Raw genomic sequence first — 15,534 nt, 5'->3', positions numbered from 1 at the left:
TCCGCCTGGCGGTCGAATCTTCCCTCGGTCTGTGTCTGTTGCACGTTTCGGGCTCAGGCCTCGGGCGCAAAGCCTGAGGCCTGACCACGGCAGGAAATATTCTAGTTTGTAGCGTGTGTCCCTTTGCCAATCTGCCAGACATAGGGTGGCTCGGTACCGTTGACTTCCCAGTCGCCGATGATGCGCTCCTTGTAGATCAGCGGGTTGTGCAGCGATGCAGTGCGTGCGTTTCGCCAGTGACGGTCAAGCTGCAGGGCGTTGCTGGTGGACGAGGCGCCAAGCGCGTTGAACAAGTCACTGGTGACGCTTAGCACCAGTTGGGCGATGACCACCTGGCCTTGGGCCGACTCCAGTTCGGCAGCGACGTTGGCCGCTTTTTCTTGCTCGGTATTGCCCTGCAAGTGGGCCTCGTAGGCGGACTGGGCGGGCAGGGCCGCGCGCAAGGCGGTTGCCTGTGCTGCGTACAGCTGTGCAGATGCCTTGCCAACCACTTGCAGTACCTGTGCATCCGCGCTGGCGATGGGCGCATTGCCATGGCTGTATACCCGACTACGGCGCCGCACCTGGGCGCTGACATCCGCAAGGGCGGCCTGCCCGGTGCCGACCAGTACGGCAAGCAGCACAAGCTGGTAGAACGCGGTCTGGTACTTGAAGCGAGTCGAGAAGGGCAGGATATTCTGCTCGGACACCTCGGCGTCTACGAAGGTGGTGGTGCCGCTACCTGTGGTGCGTTGGCCGAAACCGTTCCAGTCATCCTCGAGGGTTACCCCGGGCTGCCTGGCGCGCGTCACTGCGATGACGTCCTCGCCCGTGTCTTCACGTTGGGCATAGAGGTCTATCCAGTCGGCGAAGATGCTCCCGGTGCTGTAGTACTTGGTGCCATTGACCACCCAGCGCTCGCCCTGGCGCGAAACGCGCGTGATCACTTCGCCGAGTTTCACGCTGCCGACTTCTGTCCAGGCGTTGCCGACCAGCTCCCCTGCAACGAAACGTTCGAACCAGTGCTGCTGGGGGCTGTTTGCATGGGCGTTCAGGCGGTCTTCTACAAAGGCGAAGTGGCCGCGCAGAGCCTGTGGAATGTTGGAGTCGGCAGTCGCCAGCTCAATCAGCAACTGCACCAGCTGTACCAATGAGGCACCGCCACCGCCCAGTTCACGAGGTACCCGCACAGCGCCGAAGCCTGCCTCCTTGAGCCAGCGGATGGGTTCGTACGGCAGGCTGCGGGACGCCTCTCGCGCTAAGGCAGTGTCAGCAATACGCGTGAAGATGGGCCGGAAACGGGCGGCGAGGGTTGCGTAATCAGCGGTTTCGGCGTGTGGTGGAAACTGTTGCTCGATGGTCATGATACAGGCCTCTGTGATTGATGCCGAAGAGCCGTCGCAAACTTCATGCCTTTAAATAAACAGCTTGTTAATCAATGGTGTGCCTGTTTTCCAAGGCGGTGAGGCTGTGCCTGTACGAGCAGACTGCTGAACCACTGCAGGCCTGCCAACATTGCCCGTCGGCGAACCGCTGGAAGGTCCAGGTCAGGCCAATGTTGCTGGGTGAACAGTGAACCTGCAGCCTGTTGTGGGGCTGGCACCGAGTGCAGAAGATGCATTTTTTCAAGTGCTTGAAATATCAGTATTTTTAAGTTTGGCACGGTTGCTGCTCAAGTGGATATCAAGCGATATCGGTATGGACTGACAGCAGGGTGGGTAATGAGCAACAGAATCAAGCTGGTAGTGGTATCGGGCAGTTTGCGCAACCCGTCACGTACCCATGTTTTGCTGGGAGCAGTGGTCGAGCGTTTGCAGCAGCGCCTGGCGCTGGATATTCATTGGGTGCGTATCGCCGACCTGGCATCTTCCCTGGCAGGCTCCCTGGAGCGCGACAGCGTCTCTCCCGAGCTGTTGCCGCACCTGACGGCCATCGAAAACGCCGACCTGATCATCGCCGGCAGCCCGGTCTACCGTGCGTCCTACACCGGTTTGTTCAAACACTTCTTTGACCTGGTTGACTACCAGTCGCTCAAGGGCGTGCCGGTGTTGCTGGCCGCCACCGGTGGTGGCGAACGCCATGCGCTGGTCATCGATCATCAGCTTCGCCCACTGTTTGCCTTCTTCCAGGCCCACACCCTGCCGTACGGCCTGTACGCCACGGTGGAAGCCTTCACCGACCATCACCTGACCGACCCGGTGCAGCTCGAACGCATCGAGCGGGCTTTGCAACCGGTGCTGGCGTTCTTTCACACTTTCGCCGCAGGCGCGGCCTGATCACCTGGAGTCACGAGCATGAGCCAAGCAATCAAATTCGCCTACTGGGTGCCCAATGTCAGCGGTGGCCTGGTGGTCAGCAACATCGAACAACGCACCAGCTGGGACATCGACTACAACCGCAAGCTGGCGCAGATCGCCGAGCGCTCGGGGTTCGAATACGCGCTGTCGCAGATCCGCTTCACTGCAGGCTACGGGGCCGAGTTCCAGCATGAGTCGGTGACCATCAGTCACGCGCTGCTCGCTGCCACGGAGAAGCTCAAGGTCATCGCCGCGATTCTGCCCGGCCCGTGGAATCCCGTGCTGGCTGCCAAGCAGTTGGCAACCATCGATCAGTTGACCAATGGCCGAATCGCCATCAACGTTGTCTCTGGCTGGTTCAAGGGCGAGTTCCATGCCATTGGCGAACCTTGGCTGGAGCACGACGAGCGTTATCGCCGCTCCGAGGAGTTCATTCGCGCGCTGAAGGGCATCTGGACGGAGGAGAGCTTCACCTTCAACGGTGACTTCTATCGCTTTCGCGACTACAGCCTGAAGCCGAAACCGCTGCAGCAACCTCACCCGGAAATCTTCCAGGGCGGCAGCTCGCGGGCGGCAAGGGACATGGCGGCGCGCGTTTCCGACTGGTACTTCACCAATGGCAATACGGTCGACGGAATCAAGGCCCAGGTCGACGACATCCGTGCCAAGGCGGCCGCCAATGGCCATTCGGTAAAGATCGGCGTCAACGCCTTCATCATCGCCCGTGAAACTGAAGAAGAGGCACGCGCGGTGTTGCAGGACATCATCGACCAAGCCAACCCCGATGCAGTGAATGGCTTCGCCAGCGAGGTGAAGAACGCCGGCAAGGCCAGCCCGGAAGGTGAGGGTAACTGGGCCAGGTCGACATTCGAAGACCTGGTGCAATACAACGATGGCTTCAAGACCAACCTGATCGGCACGCCCACGCAGATCGCTGAGCGCATCGTCGCCCTCAAGGCGGTGGGTGTCGATCTGATCCTCTCCGGATTCCTGCACTTCCAGGAAGAGGTGGAGTATTTCGGCAAGCATGTACTGCCGTTGGTGCGCGAGCTGGAAGCGCAATTGCAGCCCGAAAAGGCCCAACTGGCCTGAGGGGACTGGGGCGCAAGTAAAGGAAAGGCCCGTTATGCCTACGGGCCTCTCTGGTTTCAGGAGTAGAAGCTGGGCGTTGGTGGTTTGTCGTTGAGCAGCCATTCGCCCAGCTCACGAATGCGATAATCCACCGGGTCGTGCAGGGTCTGGGTACGCAGGTTGCGCCAATAACGGTCGAAGCGTCGTTGAGCGCTGGTGGCCCGCGCGCCTGTCACTTCGAATAACCGGCTGGTGACATCCAGGCCAATACGGGTGGCGTTTACCTTGGCACTGCCGACTGCCAAAGCCACCTGGGCACGTTCTTCTGCGGTCAGTTCAACGCCCTTGTTCCACGCCTTGTCGAACAAACCGTTGGCGCGCTCGGTCAGCACGCGAACCGCTTCCAGGCCAGCGTAGAACTCGCCGTAGCGAGCGAGCACGTACGGGTCATCGGTGGCCTTCTGGACATCGGCCTTGAACCATGGTCGTGCCTCTTGGCGTGTGTACTCGCGTGCCTGTGTCACCGCGCCTTCGCTGATGCCGAGGAACAGGTTGACGAAGGTCAGTTGAGCGAGCAGCGGGCGCAGGCTGGAGAACGGGGTACTCAGCGGGCCGGGGTCGAGCAGTAGCTCGTCGGTGGCTACTTCGACATTGTCGAAGGTCGCGCTGCCGCTGTCGGTTTGCCGCTGGCCCATGTTGTCCCAATCGTGGTGCAGTGTGATACCGGCGCGTTGGGTTGGAATGGCGGCGATCAGCAGGCGCTCGCCATCCAGCGCCGAGGCGATCAGCCTATCCGAATCGATGGCGCCCGAGCAGAAACTCTTCTGGCCGCTGAACAGGTAGCCGCTAGCTGTAGGCGTGGCGACGGTGCGCTTGTCCAGCGGGTTGAGGGTGTTACCCCAGAACGCATTGTTCCTGGCGGTCTGCTCGAACCAGGGTTGCCATTGTTCGGCTTTTGCAAAGAGGCGCGTCGTTGCCAGCAACAGATGATGGAACCCGTACACGTGGGCGATAGAGCTGTCCGCAGTGGCAAGTTCCCTGACTGTGGCCAACGTATCCACCCAGCTTGCGCCCAGGCCGCCGAGTTCGCTCGGAATGGACAGACGCAACAAGCCACTTGCCCGCAAGGCATCACGTTCGGCCTGAGGGGTGCCGCCGCGTTCGTCACGCTCGGCGGCAGTCAACGAGAACTGCCTGGCGAGATCGCGGGCGATCTGCAGCACTTCCCGGTTTACAGATGTGGATGGTTGACTCACTGAATGGTCCTCGAACGGGAGAGTAGGCGCCTGCTTTCGGTAGTCAGGCACCCTAGGTCTGCCAGACCAACGCAAGAGTTGTACCAGCCGCCGGCATTGCTTCCTTGGGCGCTGTGCCTGCGTCTGGCACGCGTTGTTCGCCTGTGTGCGACTGGCCGGCAAAGGCGCCAGGCGGGCCGCAGGTGTTGATGAGGCAACAGTTGTTCAACAGCTTGTGGGGTTTCATGACTGGGAGGGCAGTGTTCTACCCCATGGTTGATGGGCGATACATATGCATATTCCTTAAAGTTATTATTTTTCGGATAGATATTCGATTTAGTATTTCCTGGTGTTGCTGATACAGCTGTTGGTGTGGCAACAGTTGATCAGCAGGCTGTTCAGGCGCGGGCAGATCTACCCTGCGAAAGGCCCGTAAAACCGCGTTTGCGGCCTGGTACAGGCTTTGCTTTGCAGCGTGTACCCCTCTTATCGGCAACAGGACTTCACCATGTCTACCCCTATCAAACTTGTTTGCATTTCTGGTGGTGCCTATCGCCCCTCACGCACCCTGACCTTGGTCGAGGCTATCATCGCCGAACTGGGCAGCCTCCTTGAGCTGGACAGCCACATTGTCGAACTGGGCGAGATCGCTCGGCCGCTTGGCGCTGCGTTGTCGCGTCAGGAGCTGCCAGCCGAAGTGGAACAGCAGCTTCGTCTTATCGAGGATGCTGATCTGCTACTGGTGGCTTCGCCGGTTTACCGCGGCTCTTATCCAGGTCACCTCAAGCATCTGATCGATCTGCTCCATATCGACGCCCTGATAGATACGCCAGTGCTGTTGGCTGCCACCGGCGGCAGCGAGCGCCATGCACTCGTGCTCGATCACCAGCTGCGGCCATTGTTCGCCTTCATGCAGGCGCTGACCTTGCCGATTGGCGTATACGCCAGCCAGTCAGACTTTACCGACTATGCAGTGACCTGCGGGGCATTGCAGCAGCGTATCCGGCTGGCCGCCGAGCGTGCAGCGCCGCTGTTCGCTCATCAACGTTTGCGCAAGTCAGCATAAAGGGGGGCGTATGAGTGTCGAGGCTTTGACCCATTTGCCAGATCCCTTGCACACCGCCCGCACGCTGGCTGCGGAGTTCGCATTGAGCGCCGCGGAACGTGATGGCCGGGGCGGGACACCAAAGACCGAGCGTGATGCACTGCGTGCGAGCGGCCTGCTTGCCCTGAGTATTCCTGGGCAGTACGGCGGTCTTGATGCCACCTGGCAAGAAACCTTCGAAATTGTCCGTGAGTTTGCCAGGGTCGACAGTTCGATTGCGCATGTCTTCGGTTTCCACCACCTGATGCTGGCCACTGCACGACTGTTTTCCAGGCCGGACCAATGGCAGCCCTGGTTCGAGCAGACCGCCCGCAAAAACTGGTTCTGGGGCAATGCCTTGAACCCACTGGATACCCGCACTCACATTCAGACCTTTACTGGCTGGCGAGAATTTTCCGGGAAGAAGGGCTTCTGTTCGGGCGCTCCAGACTCGCAAATGCTCATCGCTTCGGCCAACGACCAGCTCAATGATGGCCGTTTGGTCGTTGCTGCCATTCCCAGCGCGCGCACCGGCATCACCCTGCACGATGACTGGGACAACATGGGCCAGCGACAGACCGACAGCGGCAGCGTGACGTTCGAGCGTGTACGGGTGGAAGAGAACGAATTGCTGGTTGATCCTGGCCCGTTGAGTACGCCGTTTTCCTGCTTGCGACCGCTGATTGCGCAACTGCATTTCGCCAACCTGTTTCTCGGAATAGCCGAAGGCGCCCTGGAAGAGGCCCGTGAGTACACCCTCAAGGAAGGTCGCCCATGGTTCAAGTCCAAGGCCCGCTTTGTAACCGAGGACCCTTTGATCCTCAGTCATTACGGAGAGTTCTGGGTCGGCCTGGAGAGTGTACGCGTGCTGGTTGAACGTGCCGCCGGCATGCTGGACGACGCCTGGCGCAAGGAACATGGATTAAGCAGCGAAGAACGTGCCCGCCTGGCCATTGCCATTGCTACTGCCAAGGTCGCGGCCAGTAAGGTCGGGCTGGACCTGTGCAGCCGTCTCTTCGAAGTTACCGGCGCACGGGCCACCCATGCTGCCCTGCGTCTCGACCGTCACTGGCGCAACCTGCGGACTCAGACCTTGCACGATCCTGTTGACTACAAAATCCAGGAGCTTGGTGAGTGGGCACTGAACCAGACACGGCCAACACCTTCTTTTTATTCATAGGGATGCTCCCATGCAACTGCTCACCCTTCCGCCATCCCCCGCGCTGGCTACATCGATCCGGGCGACTGCACAGGTCTTCGAAGACCCAAGGTCGCAGGCGCTGCTCGCCCATATCCAGCAGGTCGCACCCAGCGAGGCCAGCGTCCTGATCATCGGCGAAACGGGGACAGGCAAAGAGCTGGTTGCACGCCATATCCACAATCTCAGCGGGCGCTGCAATGGTCCGTTCGTTGCCGTCAACTGCGGGGCTTTTTCCGAGTCGCTGGTGGAAGCGGAGCTGTTTGGCCATGAAAAAGGTGCCTTCACGGGGGCCTTGGCGGCCAAGGCCGGCTGGTTCGAGGAGGCCAACGGAGGCACGCTGTTTCTGGATGAGATCGGCGATCTGCCAATGGCCATTCAGGTAAAGCTTCTGCGTGTCCTGCAGGAGCGTGAGGTGGTGCGCCTGGGCTCGCGCAAGAGTATTCCGATCAACGTACGCGTGCTGGCGGCTACCAACGTCCACCTGGAACGCGCGATCAATTCGAGCCATTTCCGCGAAGACCTTTACTACCGTCTGAATGTTGTAAGCCTGCAGTTGTATCCGCTGCGTGAGCGTCCGGGAGACATCCTGCCACTGGCTCGGCACTTCATTGCCACCTATAGCCAACGTCTTGGTTATGGCAATGTCGCACTGAGTGCCGAGGCCGAGCGAAAACTGGCGGGCTATGGCTGGCCAGGCAACATCCGTGAACTGGAAAACGTCATTCATCACACCCTGCTGATCTGCCGTAATGGGCTGATAGAGCAGGATGACCTGCGCCTCTCCAATATCCGCATCGAGCGACCTGACAGCACGATTGAGCACGATGTCAGCGGTGATGCCCTGCTGCAGCGCGCGTTCCAGCAGCTCTTCGACGAACAGGCTGGCGACCTGCACGAAAAGGTCGAGAACGCACTGCTGCGTGCGGCATACCGGTTCTGCCACTGCAACCAGGTGCATACCGCCAGCCTGCTTGGCCTGAGCCGCAACATCGCACGTACGCGGCTGATCAAGATCGGCGAGCTGGCTGTGAACAAGCGTCAGGCCTTGCGTGAGCGTGACGATCGCCTGTTACACCTATCCATCTGATGACCCTTGCATGCACGCCTGGGTTATCGACCTTCAGTGAGTACTTCCATGAGTCTGGATATTTTCTGGTTCCTCCCCACCTCGGGTGATACCCGTTACCTGGGCAAGTCTGACAGTGGCCGGGCAGCCAGTAACGCCTACATGCGGCAGATTGCTGTGGCTGCCGAAAACCTTGGCTATGACGGGCTGCTGATTCCTACTGGCAGCAGTTGCCTGGACCCTTGGGTGACCGCCGCGAGCCTGATTCCGGTGACCCAGCGCATCAAGCTGCTGGTTGCCTTGCGCACCTCGCTGGGTAACCCGACTGCTTCGGCTCGTCAGGCTGCGACGCTGGATGAGGCCACTGGCGGACGCCTGCTCCTCAACGTGGTTCCGGGCGGTGATGCCACCGAACTGGCAGCCGATGGCGTTTTTCTCGCTCACGATGAACGTTATGAAGCGGCCGATGAGTTTCTCGAAGTCTGGCGTCGAGTGCTACAGGGCGAGAAGGTTGACTTCGACGGCCGGCATCTCAAGGTCAAGGGTGCGCAGAATTTTTTCCCGCCTGTGCAGAAACCCCATCCGCCGTTGTATTTCGGCGGCTCCTCAGCGGCAGCCCATGAGCTGGCAGCCAAGCATGTAGATGCCTACCTGACCTGGGGCGAGCCTCCGGCGGCAGTGGCCGAGAAAATTGCCGACGTACGTGAGCGGGCGAAGAAACATGGCCGCACCGTGCGCTTCGGCGTACGCTTGCACGTGATAGTGCGTGAAACCAATGACAAGGCCTGGGCGGCAGCAGAGGAACTGATCAGTCACCTGGATGACGAGACCATTGCTGCCGCGCAGGCCAACTATGCCGGTATGGATTCAGTGGGCCAACGGCGCATGGCCGAGTTGCATGGCGGCCATCGAGACAAGCTCGAGGTGGCGCCCAACCTGTGGGCAGGCGTTGGCCTGGTGCGTGGCGGCGCTGGCACCGCGTTGGTCGGTGATGCGCAGACCGTAGCGCAGCGCCTGCAGGAGTACATGGCATTAGGGGTTGATAGTTTCGTACTGTCTGGCTACCCGCATCTGGAAGAGGCCTATCGCTTCGCCGAGCTGGTGTTCCCGCTGCTACCGGGCAAAGGCAAAGTGACCGTGGATGGCGTGCTGACCGGTGGTGCGTTCGATGTGCGCGCAGCGAAGAAAGCCCTGTAGAAGTCGTCAATTTTCTACAGCAGTTGGCAATGTTCGGAGACTGGAGGCCCTGGTTTGCACTTCAGCCTCCGGCATCAACCGCCCCGGCATGTCCTCCAGCAATCGTCGCGTATAGTCGCTCCCCGGTCGCCCGAACACCGCTTCGGTGGGGCCCTGGTCCACCAGCCTGCCCTGGCTCATCACCAGCACCTGGTCACTGATGCCGCGTACCGTTGCCAGGTCGTGGGAGATGAACAGGTAGGTCAAGCCAAGTTCTTCCTGCAAACCTTGCAGCAGATCCAGCACCTGCGCCTGCACCGGTGCATCCAGCGCCGAAAGCGGTTCGTCCAGCACCAGCAGCTCCGGTTCTGCCGCCAGCGCCCGGGCGATTGCCACGCGCTGGCGCTGCCCGCCGGAGAGTTGGGCAGGGCGGCGATGCAGCAGCTCGCCCGGTAAACCGACCCGCTCCAGTAGCGCCAGCACCCGCGCCCGGTGATCCCGGCGCTGGCCTATTCCGAACGCGCGCAGCGGCTCGCTGATGATGGCCAGCAGGTCCTGGCGTGGGTCGAGTGCTGCATAAGGATTCTGGTAGACCAGTTGCACCCGCCGGCGGTAACCGTGCATTTGGCGACGACTGGCCCCGAGCACCTCCAGGCCGTCGAAGCGCACGCTGCCTGAGCTGGCCCGCTCCAGGGCCAGGATAATCCGCGCCGTGGTGGATTTGCCCGAACCGGACTCGCCCACCAGGCTGGTGGTGGTGCCTCGTTGCAGACTGAAACTGACGCCATCCACTGCCGCCGCGCCACGCGTGTCGAAGCGCCGATGCAGGTGAGTGACCTGCAGCAGCGGCAGTTCCCGACTCACCGTTGGCGCCACACGGCGCTGCTGCAAGCGCGCCAGCGGCGAGGCCTGGAGCAACTGGCGGGTGTAGGGGTGCTCCGGCGCATGCCACAGTTGTGCCGGGGCACCGCTCTCCAGCAAGCGACCGTGGCGCATCACCAGAATGCGGTCGGCGCGGTCCAGCGCCACCGCCAGGTCATGGGTGATCAGCAGCAGGCTGCTGCCGCGCTCGCGGACCAACTGCTGCAAACGGTCGAGGATCTGCCGTTGTACGCTCACATCCAGGGCGCTGGTAGGCTCGTCGGCGATCAGCAGCGGCGGGTCGTTGGCCAGGGCAATGGCGATCAGCACCCGCTGGCACATGCCGCCGGACAGTTGATGGGGGTAGCGGGCAAGCAGGGTGTCCGGCGCCTTCAGCCCGACCTCCCGCAGCAGCTCCAGGGCACGCGGGCGGGCCTGGGCCAGGGGCACACCGTGCACCGTCATGGCTTCCACTACCTGGGCGCCGATCGTTTTCACCGGGTCCAGCGAAGTACCCGGGTCTTGCGGCACGAAGCCGACCAGGCGACCGCGACGCTGGCGCCAGGCGTGCTCGTCCAGGCTGGCCAGCGCGTGCCCCTGAAGCCACAGTTGCCCGTGCTGCCGCGCCGCGTCCGGTAACAAGCCGGCCAGCGCCGCGGCTGTGGTGGACTTGCCGGAGCCGGACTCACCGACCAGGCAGACGACCTCGCCTGCCGCGATGTCCAGGTCCAGCCCCTGCACGGCGGCCTGCGCCGCACCCGGGTACTCGACCCCGAACTGGCGGATACGCACCAACGGTGCACTCATGTGTGTTCTCCCTGAAGATGTTGCAAGCCGCGGCCAAGTTGCTGAGTGGCGAGCACTACGCTGGCCACCACCAGCCCCGGCAGGGTGGTGTACCACCAGGCGGCGACCATGTAGTTGCGCCCCTCGGCGATCAACAGGCCCCATTCCGGTTGCGGCGGCGGCGCACCGAAGCCCAGGAAGCTGAGGGCTGAAACCGCCAGTACCGCACTGGCGAACTCCAGTGCCGCCAGGGCCAGCAATGGGCCGGCCGCATGGGGCAGAACATGCCGGCACAGATTGGTCCAGGCGCCGACACCGACCACTTGTGCGGCTTCGACGAATACCCGGCTGCGCCAGCGCAGGACTTCGCCCCGGGCCAGTCGGGCAAATACCGCCACCGACGACAGCCCGACGGCGATAGCGATCTCCAGCGTGCCGAAGCCAAGGGCGGTGACGATGGCCATGGCCAGCAACAGGGCCGGGATCGCCATCAGCACCTCCACCAATACCGCCAGCGCCCGGTCGGCAGCACCACCGAACCAGCCGGCGATGCCGCCGAGCAGGGTCCCGGCCAGCAGGGCGATCAGCACTGCGATGGCGGTGGCCTGCAATGACAACGCCGCCCCATACACGCAGCGGGCGTACAGGTCGCGGCCCAGATGGTCGGTGCCGAACCAATGCTGCGCCGAGGGCGCGCGCAGCGTTCGGGTGGGGTCGGCGAGCAGCGGGTCGAGGTCGGTGAACAGCCCTGGGAAGAACGCCCAGCCCAGCAGGAGCAGGAACAGCACCAGGCTCAGCGCCACCGGCAAGCCAGGCAGGCGGCGCCGCGACGGCGACGAGGAAATGGCGGGTTGCAGGATCATGGTCGCCTCCCTTGGCGAATGCGCGGGTCCAGCAGCGGGTAGAGCAGGTCGGTGAGCAGGTTGGTCAGCACAAAGAGGGTCGCGGCGAGCAGCACCACACCCTGCACCACGGCGATGTCCTGGCTGGCCACAGCAGCCTGGGCCAGGCGGCCCACACCGTCGCGGGAGAACACCGTTTCGGTGACCACTGCGCCGGCCAGCAGGTTGCCGAGCAAGGTGCCGGTGAGGCTGAGCAGGGGGATAGAGGCGTTATGCAGGATATGCCGCCACAGCAACGACCAGCGCCCGACCCCCTTGCTGCGCAGGGCCTGGACAAAGGGCTGGCGGCTGACGCTGGCGATCGAGCGGCCGAGCACCTGGGCGATCATTGCGGCGCAGGGCAGGGCCAGGGTGAGTGCCGGCAACGCCAGGCTGGCGAGGCCGTGATCGCCCATGGCCGGCAGCCAGTGCAGGCGGAAGGAGAACAGTTGCAGCAACAGCAGGCCGACCCAGAAGGTTGGCAGCGATACCACCAGCGCCGGCGCGTTGTGCAGCGCCGCCTGTAGCGGGCGCCGCCGCACCTGGTGGGCCGCCAATGCCACGCCGATGCCCAGCGGCACGGCGATCAGCAGCGCGGTAAAGGCCAGGGCCAGGGTTGCCGGGAGTGCCGCAGCCAGGGCCGCCGCGACTGGCTTGCCAGTCTGCAGCGATACGCCAAGGTCCAGGTGCAACAGCCGCCACAGGGCGCCGCCGTATTGCTGCCAGAGACTGCCGTCGAGGTGATAGCGGGCACGCAGTTCGGCGACCTGTGCCGGATCCGCCGTGCCCGGCTCGCCGCCTTGGGCGAGCAGGATCCCGATCGGATCGCCCGGCAGGGCATACAGAATGGCGAACGACAGGCTGAAGGCCGCCCACAACACCAGCAGGGCCTGGGCCAGACGCCAGAGTGCAGAGGTGTGCATGCTCATTGGCCCCCCGGTTGTGCCAGCCAGGTGTCGTAGAACTGCAGGCGCGTCGAGGCCTCGTAGTGCAGGCCGCGAACGACATCACGGAAGGCGGTGACGGTGGCCATTTCCACCAGCGGAATCACATGGCCCAGGTCCAGCAGCTCGGCGCTGGCCTGCTGGATCAGTGCGCCACGTTTCTGCCCGTCGAGGCTGGCGGCCGAGTCGAGCAGCAGCCGGTCGAGTGGCAGCGGTGCGCGAACGTTGACGTTGCGTCCCGGCGACAGGAATACCGTGCGCAGTACGTCCGGATCGGCCCGGGTCAGGTTGAAGAACCACAGGCTGTAGTCGAGGGAGGTTTGTTGCAGGCTGACCTGGCCGATGGTGGATTTGTTCAGGCGCAACTCGACGCCGATCTTGCGCAGCTGTTGCTGCACCAGCTCCAGCACCGGGGTGGTGGCCTGCCAGTAGTCGAGGGCGAAGCCAAGCCGCTTGCCGTCGCGCTGGCGCCAGCCATCGGCACCTTTGCGCCAGCCGGCGTCATCCAGCAGCTTTTGCGCACCCGCCGGATCGTAGGCCAGATGACTGCTCAGGTCCTGGTAATACGGCGTGCTGCTCGCCAGTACCGACGTCGCCGGCTTTTGGTAACGGGAAATCACTCCCTGGAACTGGGTGCGGTCGATGGCCTTGTTCAGCGCCTGGCGCACCGCCAGCTCATCCAGCGGCGCCCGCGAGACATTTGGCGTCAGGCTGAAGACGATGCCCGGGTTGGGGCGGTTGATCGAGGGTACGCCCTGGGCTTGCAGCACTGCCTCGTCCTGTACCGGTACGCTGGTGTTCACGTCGATCTGCCCGGACAGCAGGCTGCCCAGGCGTACGCCGGACTCGGGAAGGATATGAAATTCGATGGCGTCCAGCCAGGCGCGGCCCTGGTGTTCGGCAATCGAAGACGGCCAGTGGTAATCGGGGCGGGCCTCGATGCGCACCCTCTTGTTGTGAGCGAAGCTTTTCACCGTGAACGGCCCGGAGCCCACCAGGGCGCCCTGGCAGCGCTCCTCGGCAGTGTGTTTCAAGGTGTCGAGTGAAAACAGCCCGAGGCTCATGGTGGAACTGGCCTGGAGAAACTGGGCGTTGGGTTGCCTGAAGGTGATGCGCACGCTCAACGGGCCGGTGACGTCCACCGACGCAAGGCCTGCCAGATAGGTCCCGGCCAGTTGCGCTCGCGCCCCGAGAGCGACGATCGCCTCGAAGTTGGCCTTCACCGCTGCCGCATCCAGCGGGCTGCCATCGGCGAAGGTCACCTCTTCGCGCAGGTGGAAATCGAACTGCCGCGAATCCTCGCTGACTTCCCAGCGCTCGGCCAGCCAGGGCAGGATCTCGGCGCTTTGCGGGTCCTGGTCGGTAAGCGAGTCGACCAGTTGCCGCCCCACGTTGAGTGCAGTGTTGTTGCCGGCCTGCTGCGGATCGATGCAGTTCGGGTCGCCGTCGAAGGCCACGCGCAGTACACCGCCAGTCTGCGGCTGCGCCGGAGTGCCGGTGGCGGCCGATTGCTCCGGCTTGCTGTCGCAGCCGGCCAGGGCCACGGCGATGGCCAGGATTGCCAGGGGTCGAATCATGGGCGTTCCTTGAAGAACCGGTTGGCGCGGTAGGGTAGGCCGAGGTTTTCCCGCAGCGTGGTACCGGCGTATTCGCGCTGGAACAGGCCACGGCGTTGCAGCTCGGGGACCACACCGTCGACGAAATCGTCGATGGCCGAATGCAGGCCGCTGAACATGATGTTGAAGCCGTCGGCGGCATCCGCTTCGAACCAGGCATGAAGGTCATCGGCGATGCTTTCGGGCGTACCGATCAGTATCCGATGGCCGCCGGAGGTGAGCTGGTTGAACAGTTGGCGCACGGTCGGGCGCTCGCGGCGGATCAGGTCGAACACGAGCTTCTGCCGGCTCTGGTGGGTGTTGGTGGTGAAGTGCTCCGGTGGCAATGGCACCACGTCGTCGAAGGGCAGTTCGGACAGGTCGTAGCCGAGGCTGACGAACTTCGAAATCGAGCTGAGGAAGGCTTTGGGCTCCAGCAGCTCCTGCTGGCGGTCGTACTTGGCCTGGGCTTCGGCCAGGGTCTTGCCGACCACGGGGGACACACCCGGCAGGATCTTCAGTTCATGCGCGCCACGCCCGAAACCAGCGGCTGCGGCCTTGGTTTCCTGGTAGAAGGCGCGACCCTGCTCAATGGTGTGCTGGGCGGTGAAGATCAGTTCACCCACCCGCGCCGCCAGGCGCTTGCCCGCCACCGAGGCGCCGGCCTGGGCTACCACCGGGTGGCCCTGGGGCGAGCGCGAGACGTTGAGCGGGCCGCGGACCTGGAAGTGCTCGCCCTGGTGACCGAGTACATGCAGTTTGTCGATGTCCAGCCAGGTACCGCTGGCCTTGTCCTGGATGAAGGCGTCGTCGGCCCAGCTGTCCCACAGGCCGCTGACCACGTCGTAGAACTCCTCGGCGCGGGCATAGCGGTCGTCATGCTCGACATGCTCCTGGCGATTGAAGTTCTCGCCACCGCCCAGGGAGGTGACCAGGTTCCAGCCGGCACGGCCACTGCTCAGATGGTCCAGCGCAGCGTACTTGCGCGCCACGTTATAGGGCTCGTTGTAGGTGGTGCTGGCGGTGGCGATCAGGCCGATATGGCGGGTGCTGGCGGCCAGCGCCGGCGCCAGGATCAGCGGGTCCCAGCGCACGCTGTTGGGCCCGCGCTGCAGGGCCAGGTCGAGCTTGACGTCGAGGGTGTCGTTGAAGAACAGCGAATGGAAGCGCCCGGCTTCCAGCTTGCGCGCGATGTACTGGTAGTGCTCCAGGCTGCGGAAGGTATCCAGCGGCGCCTCCGGCAAGCGCCAGGCGCTGCCGCTGAGGGTGCCGGGGATGAAGGCGCCGAGTACGAACTGGCCTTGGCTCATGAACATTCTCCTGGCGCCCGCCGAACGAGGCGGGCGCTCGATCGTTGG

The 15,534-nt window shown here is 63.2% G+C and carries 13 protein-coding genes; 6 read left to right on the top strand and 7 right to left on the bottom strand.

Annotated elements, in window-relative coordinates; genetic code table 11:
* Positions 1-101: 101 nt before the first annotated feature.
* Entirely contained in the window at positions 102-1,343 is a 1,242-nt protein-coding gene (locus tag IAE39_RS02265) for an acyl-CoA dehydrogenase family protein (protein WP_201199009.1), read from the bottom strand.
* Positions 1,344-1,700: 357 nt separating this feature from the next.
* Between IAE39_RS02265 and msuE (IAE39_RS02260) the strand changes: the two genes are divergently transcribed.
* On the top strand, positions 1,701-2,255 hold the full coding sequence (gene msuE / locus IAE39_RS02260; protein WP_201199008.1) for an FMN reductase: 555 nt from the start codon (positions 1,701-1,703) through the stop codon (positions 2,253-2,255).
* 18 nt (positions 2,256-2,273) lie between these two features.
* Positions 2,274-3,368 carry a dimethylsulfone monooxygenase SfnG gene (gene sfnG / locus IAE39_RS02255; protein ID WP_201199007.1) on the top strand — a complete coding sequence of 365 codons (1,095 nt, stop codon included), beginning with the start codon at positions 2,274-2,276 and terminating at the stop codon, positions 3,366-3,368.
* Between the two features lie 56 nt (positions 3,369-3,424).
* On the opposite strand, the gene IAE39_RS02250 is transcribed toward sfnG, so the two are convergent.
* Entirely contained in the window at positions 3,425-4,603 is a 1,179-nt protein-coding gene (locus IAE39_RS02250) for an acyl-CoA dehydrogenase family protein (protein ID WP_328825442.1), read from the bottom strand.
* Between the two features lie 487 nt (positions 4,604-5,090).
* Here IAE39_RS02250 and msuE (IAE39_RS02245) point away from each other — a divergent pair, with 487 nt between their 5' ends.
* From msuE (IAE39_RS02245) to ssuD, 4 genes are read left to right on the top strand one after another with little or no spacing between them, the layout of a single operon-like run.
* Positions 5,091-5,648, top strand: a complete 558-nt coding sequence (msuE, locus tag IAE39_RS02245) for an FMN reductase (RefSeq protein ID WP_201199006.1) — start codon at positions 5,091-5,093, stop codon at positions 5,646-5,648.
* Positions 5,649-5,658: 10 nt separating this feature from the next.
* Positions 5,659-6,846, top strand: a complete 1,188-nt coding sequence (locus tag IAE39_RS02240) for an acyl-CoA dehydrogenase family protein (protein WP_201199005.1) — start codon at positions 5,659-5,661, stop codon at positions 6,844-6,846.
* A 10-nt stretch (positions 6,847-6,856) separates the two neighbouring features.
* The gene (locus tag IAE39_RS02235; protein WP_201199004.1) at positions 6,857-7,954 is read left to right on the top strand and encodes a sigma-54 interaction domain-containing protein; all 1,098 of its coding nucleotides are present in this window, start codon (positions 6,857-6,859) and stop codon (positions 7,952-7,954) included.
* 48 nt (positions 7,955-8,002) lie between these two features.
* Positions 8,003-9,130: an FMNH2-dependent alkanesulfonate monooxygenase gene (gene ssuD, locus IAE39_RS02230; RefSeq protein WP_201199002.1), complete on the top strand. Its 1,128-nt coding sequence runs from the start codon at positions 8,003-8,005 to the stop codon at positions 9,128-9,130.
* 6 nt (positions 9,131-9,136) lie between these two features.
* Here the strand turns inward: ssuD and IAE39_RS02225 are convergent, their stop codons facing one another.
* The 5 genes from IAE39_RS02225 to IAE39_RS02205 are packed head-to-tail and all read right to left on the bottom strand — an operon-like array spanning position 9,137 to position 15,486.
* The gene (locus tag IAE39_RS02225; RefSeq protein WP_201199001.1) at positions 9,137-10,777 is read right to left on the bottom strand and encodes a dipeptide ABC transporter ATP-binding protein; all 1,641 of its coding nucleotides are present in this window, start codon (positions 10,775-10,777) and stop codon (positions 9,137-9,139) included.
* Positions 10,774-11,619 carry an ABC transporter permease gene (locus IAE39_RS02220; RefSeq protein WP_201199000.1) on the bottom strand — a complete coding sequence of 282 codons (846 nt, stop codon included), beginning with the start codon at positions 11,617-11,619 and terminating at the stop codon, positions 10,774-10,776. The genes IAE39_RS02225 and IAE39_RS02220 overlap by 4 nt, the downstream gene beginning before the upstream one ends.
* Positions 11,616-12,560 (bottom strand): ABC transporter permease, encoded by a 945-nt coding sequence (locus tag IAE39_RS02215; RefSeq protein WP_201199064.1) that lies wholly within the window; start codon positions 12,558-12,560, stop codon positions 11,616-11,618. The genes IAE39_RS02220 and IAE39_RS02215 overlap by 4 nt, the downstream gene beginning before the upstream one ends.
* Positions 12,561-12,562: 2 nt before the next feature.
* Entirely contained in the window at positions 12,563-14,158 is a 1,596-nt protein-coding gene (locus IAE39_RS02210) for an ABC transporter substrate-binding protein (RefSeq protein WP_201198999.1), read from the bottom strand.
* Positions 14,155-15,486 (bottom strand): LLM class flavin-dependent oxidoreductase, encoded by a 1,332-nt coding sequence (locus tag IAE39_RS02205; protein WP_201198998.1) that lies wholly within the window; start codon positions 15,484-15,486, stop codon positions 14,155-14,157. The genes IAE39_RS02210 and IAE39_RS02205 overlap by 4 nt, the downstream gene beginning before the upstream one ends.
* Positions 15,487-15,534 lie beyond the last annotated feature (48 nt).

The sequence above is a fragment of the Pseudomonas sp. S37 genome, from assembly GCF_016658545.1.
Lineage (GTDB): Bacteria > Pseudomonadota > Gammaproteobacteria > Pseudomonadales > Pseudomonadaceae > Aquipseudomonas.
The sequence above is the reverse complement of the archived record's forward strand: the minus strand, read 5'-3'. Positions and strand labels throughout refer to the sequence as shown.

What these genes read in the sequence shown, in the direction of transcription:
- IAE39_RS02225 (WP_201199001.1), bottom strand. Translation starts at nt 10,777, where the DNA reads ATGAGTGCACCGTTGGTGCGTATCCGCCAGTTCGGGGTCGAGTACCCG.
- IAE39_RS02205 (WP_201198998.1), bottom strand. Translation starts at nt 15,486, where the DNA reads ATGAGCCAAGGCCAGTTCGTACTCGGCGCCTTCATCCCCGGCACCCTC.
- IAE39_RS02210 (WP_201198999.1), bottom strand. Translation starts at nt 14,158, where the DNA reads ATGATTCGACCCCTGGCAATCCTGGCCATCGCCGTGGCCCTGGCCGGC.
- IAE39_RS02240 (WP_201199005.1), top strand. Translation starts at nt 5,659, where the DNA reads ATGAGTGTCGAGGCTTTGACCCATTTGCCAGATCCCTTGCACACCGCC.
- IAE39_RS02235 (WP_201199004.1), top strand. Translation starts at nt 6,857, where the DNA reads ATGCAACTGCTCACCCTTCCGCCATCCCCCGCGCTGGCTACATCGATC.
- msuE (WP_201199006.1), top strand. Translation starts at nt 5,091, where the DNA reads ATGTCTACCCCTATCAAACTTGTTTGCATTTCTGGTGGTGCCTATCGC.
- msuE (WP_201199008.1), top strand. Translation starts at nt 1,701, where the DNA reads ATGAGCAACAGAATCAAGCTGGTAGTGGTATCGGGCAGTTTGCGCAAC.
- ssuD (WP_201199002.1), top strand. Translation starts at nt 8,003, where the DNA reads ATGAGTCTGGATATTTTCTGGTTCCTCCCCACCTCGGGTGATACCCGT.
- sfnG (WP_201199007.1), top strand. Translation starts at nt 2,274, where the DNA reads ATGAGCCAAGCAATCAAATTCGCCTACTGGGTGCCCAATGTCAGCGGT.
- IAE39_RS02265 (WP_201199009.1), bottom strand. Translation starts at nt 1,343, where the DNA reads ATGACCATCGAGCAACAGTTTCCACCACACGCCGAAACCGCTGATTAC.
- IAE39_RS02220 (WP_201199000.1), bottom strand. Translation starts at nt 11,619, where the DNA reads ATGATCCTGCAACCCGCCATTTCCTCGTCGCCGTCGCGGCGCCGCCTG.
- IAE39_RS02215 (WP_201199064.1), bottom strand. Translation starts at nt 12,560, where the DNA reads ATGCACACCTCTGCACTCTGGCGTCTGGCCCAGGCCCTGCTGGTGTTG.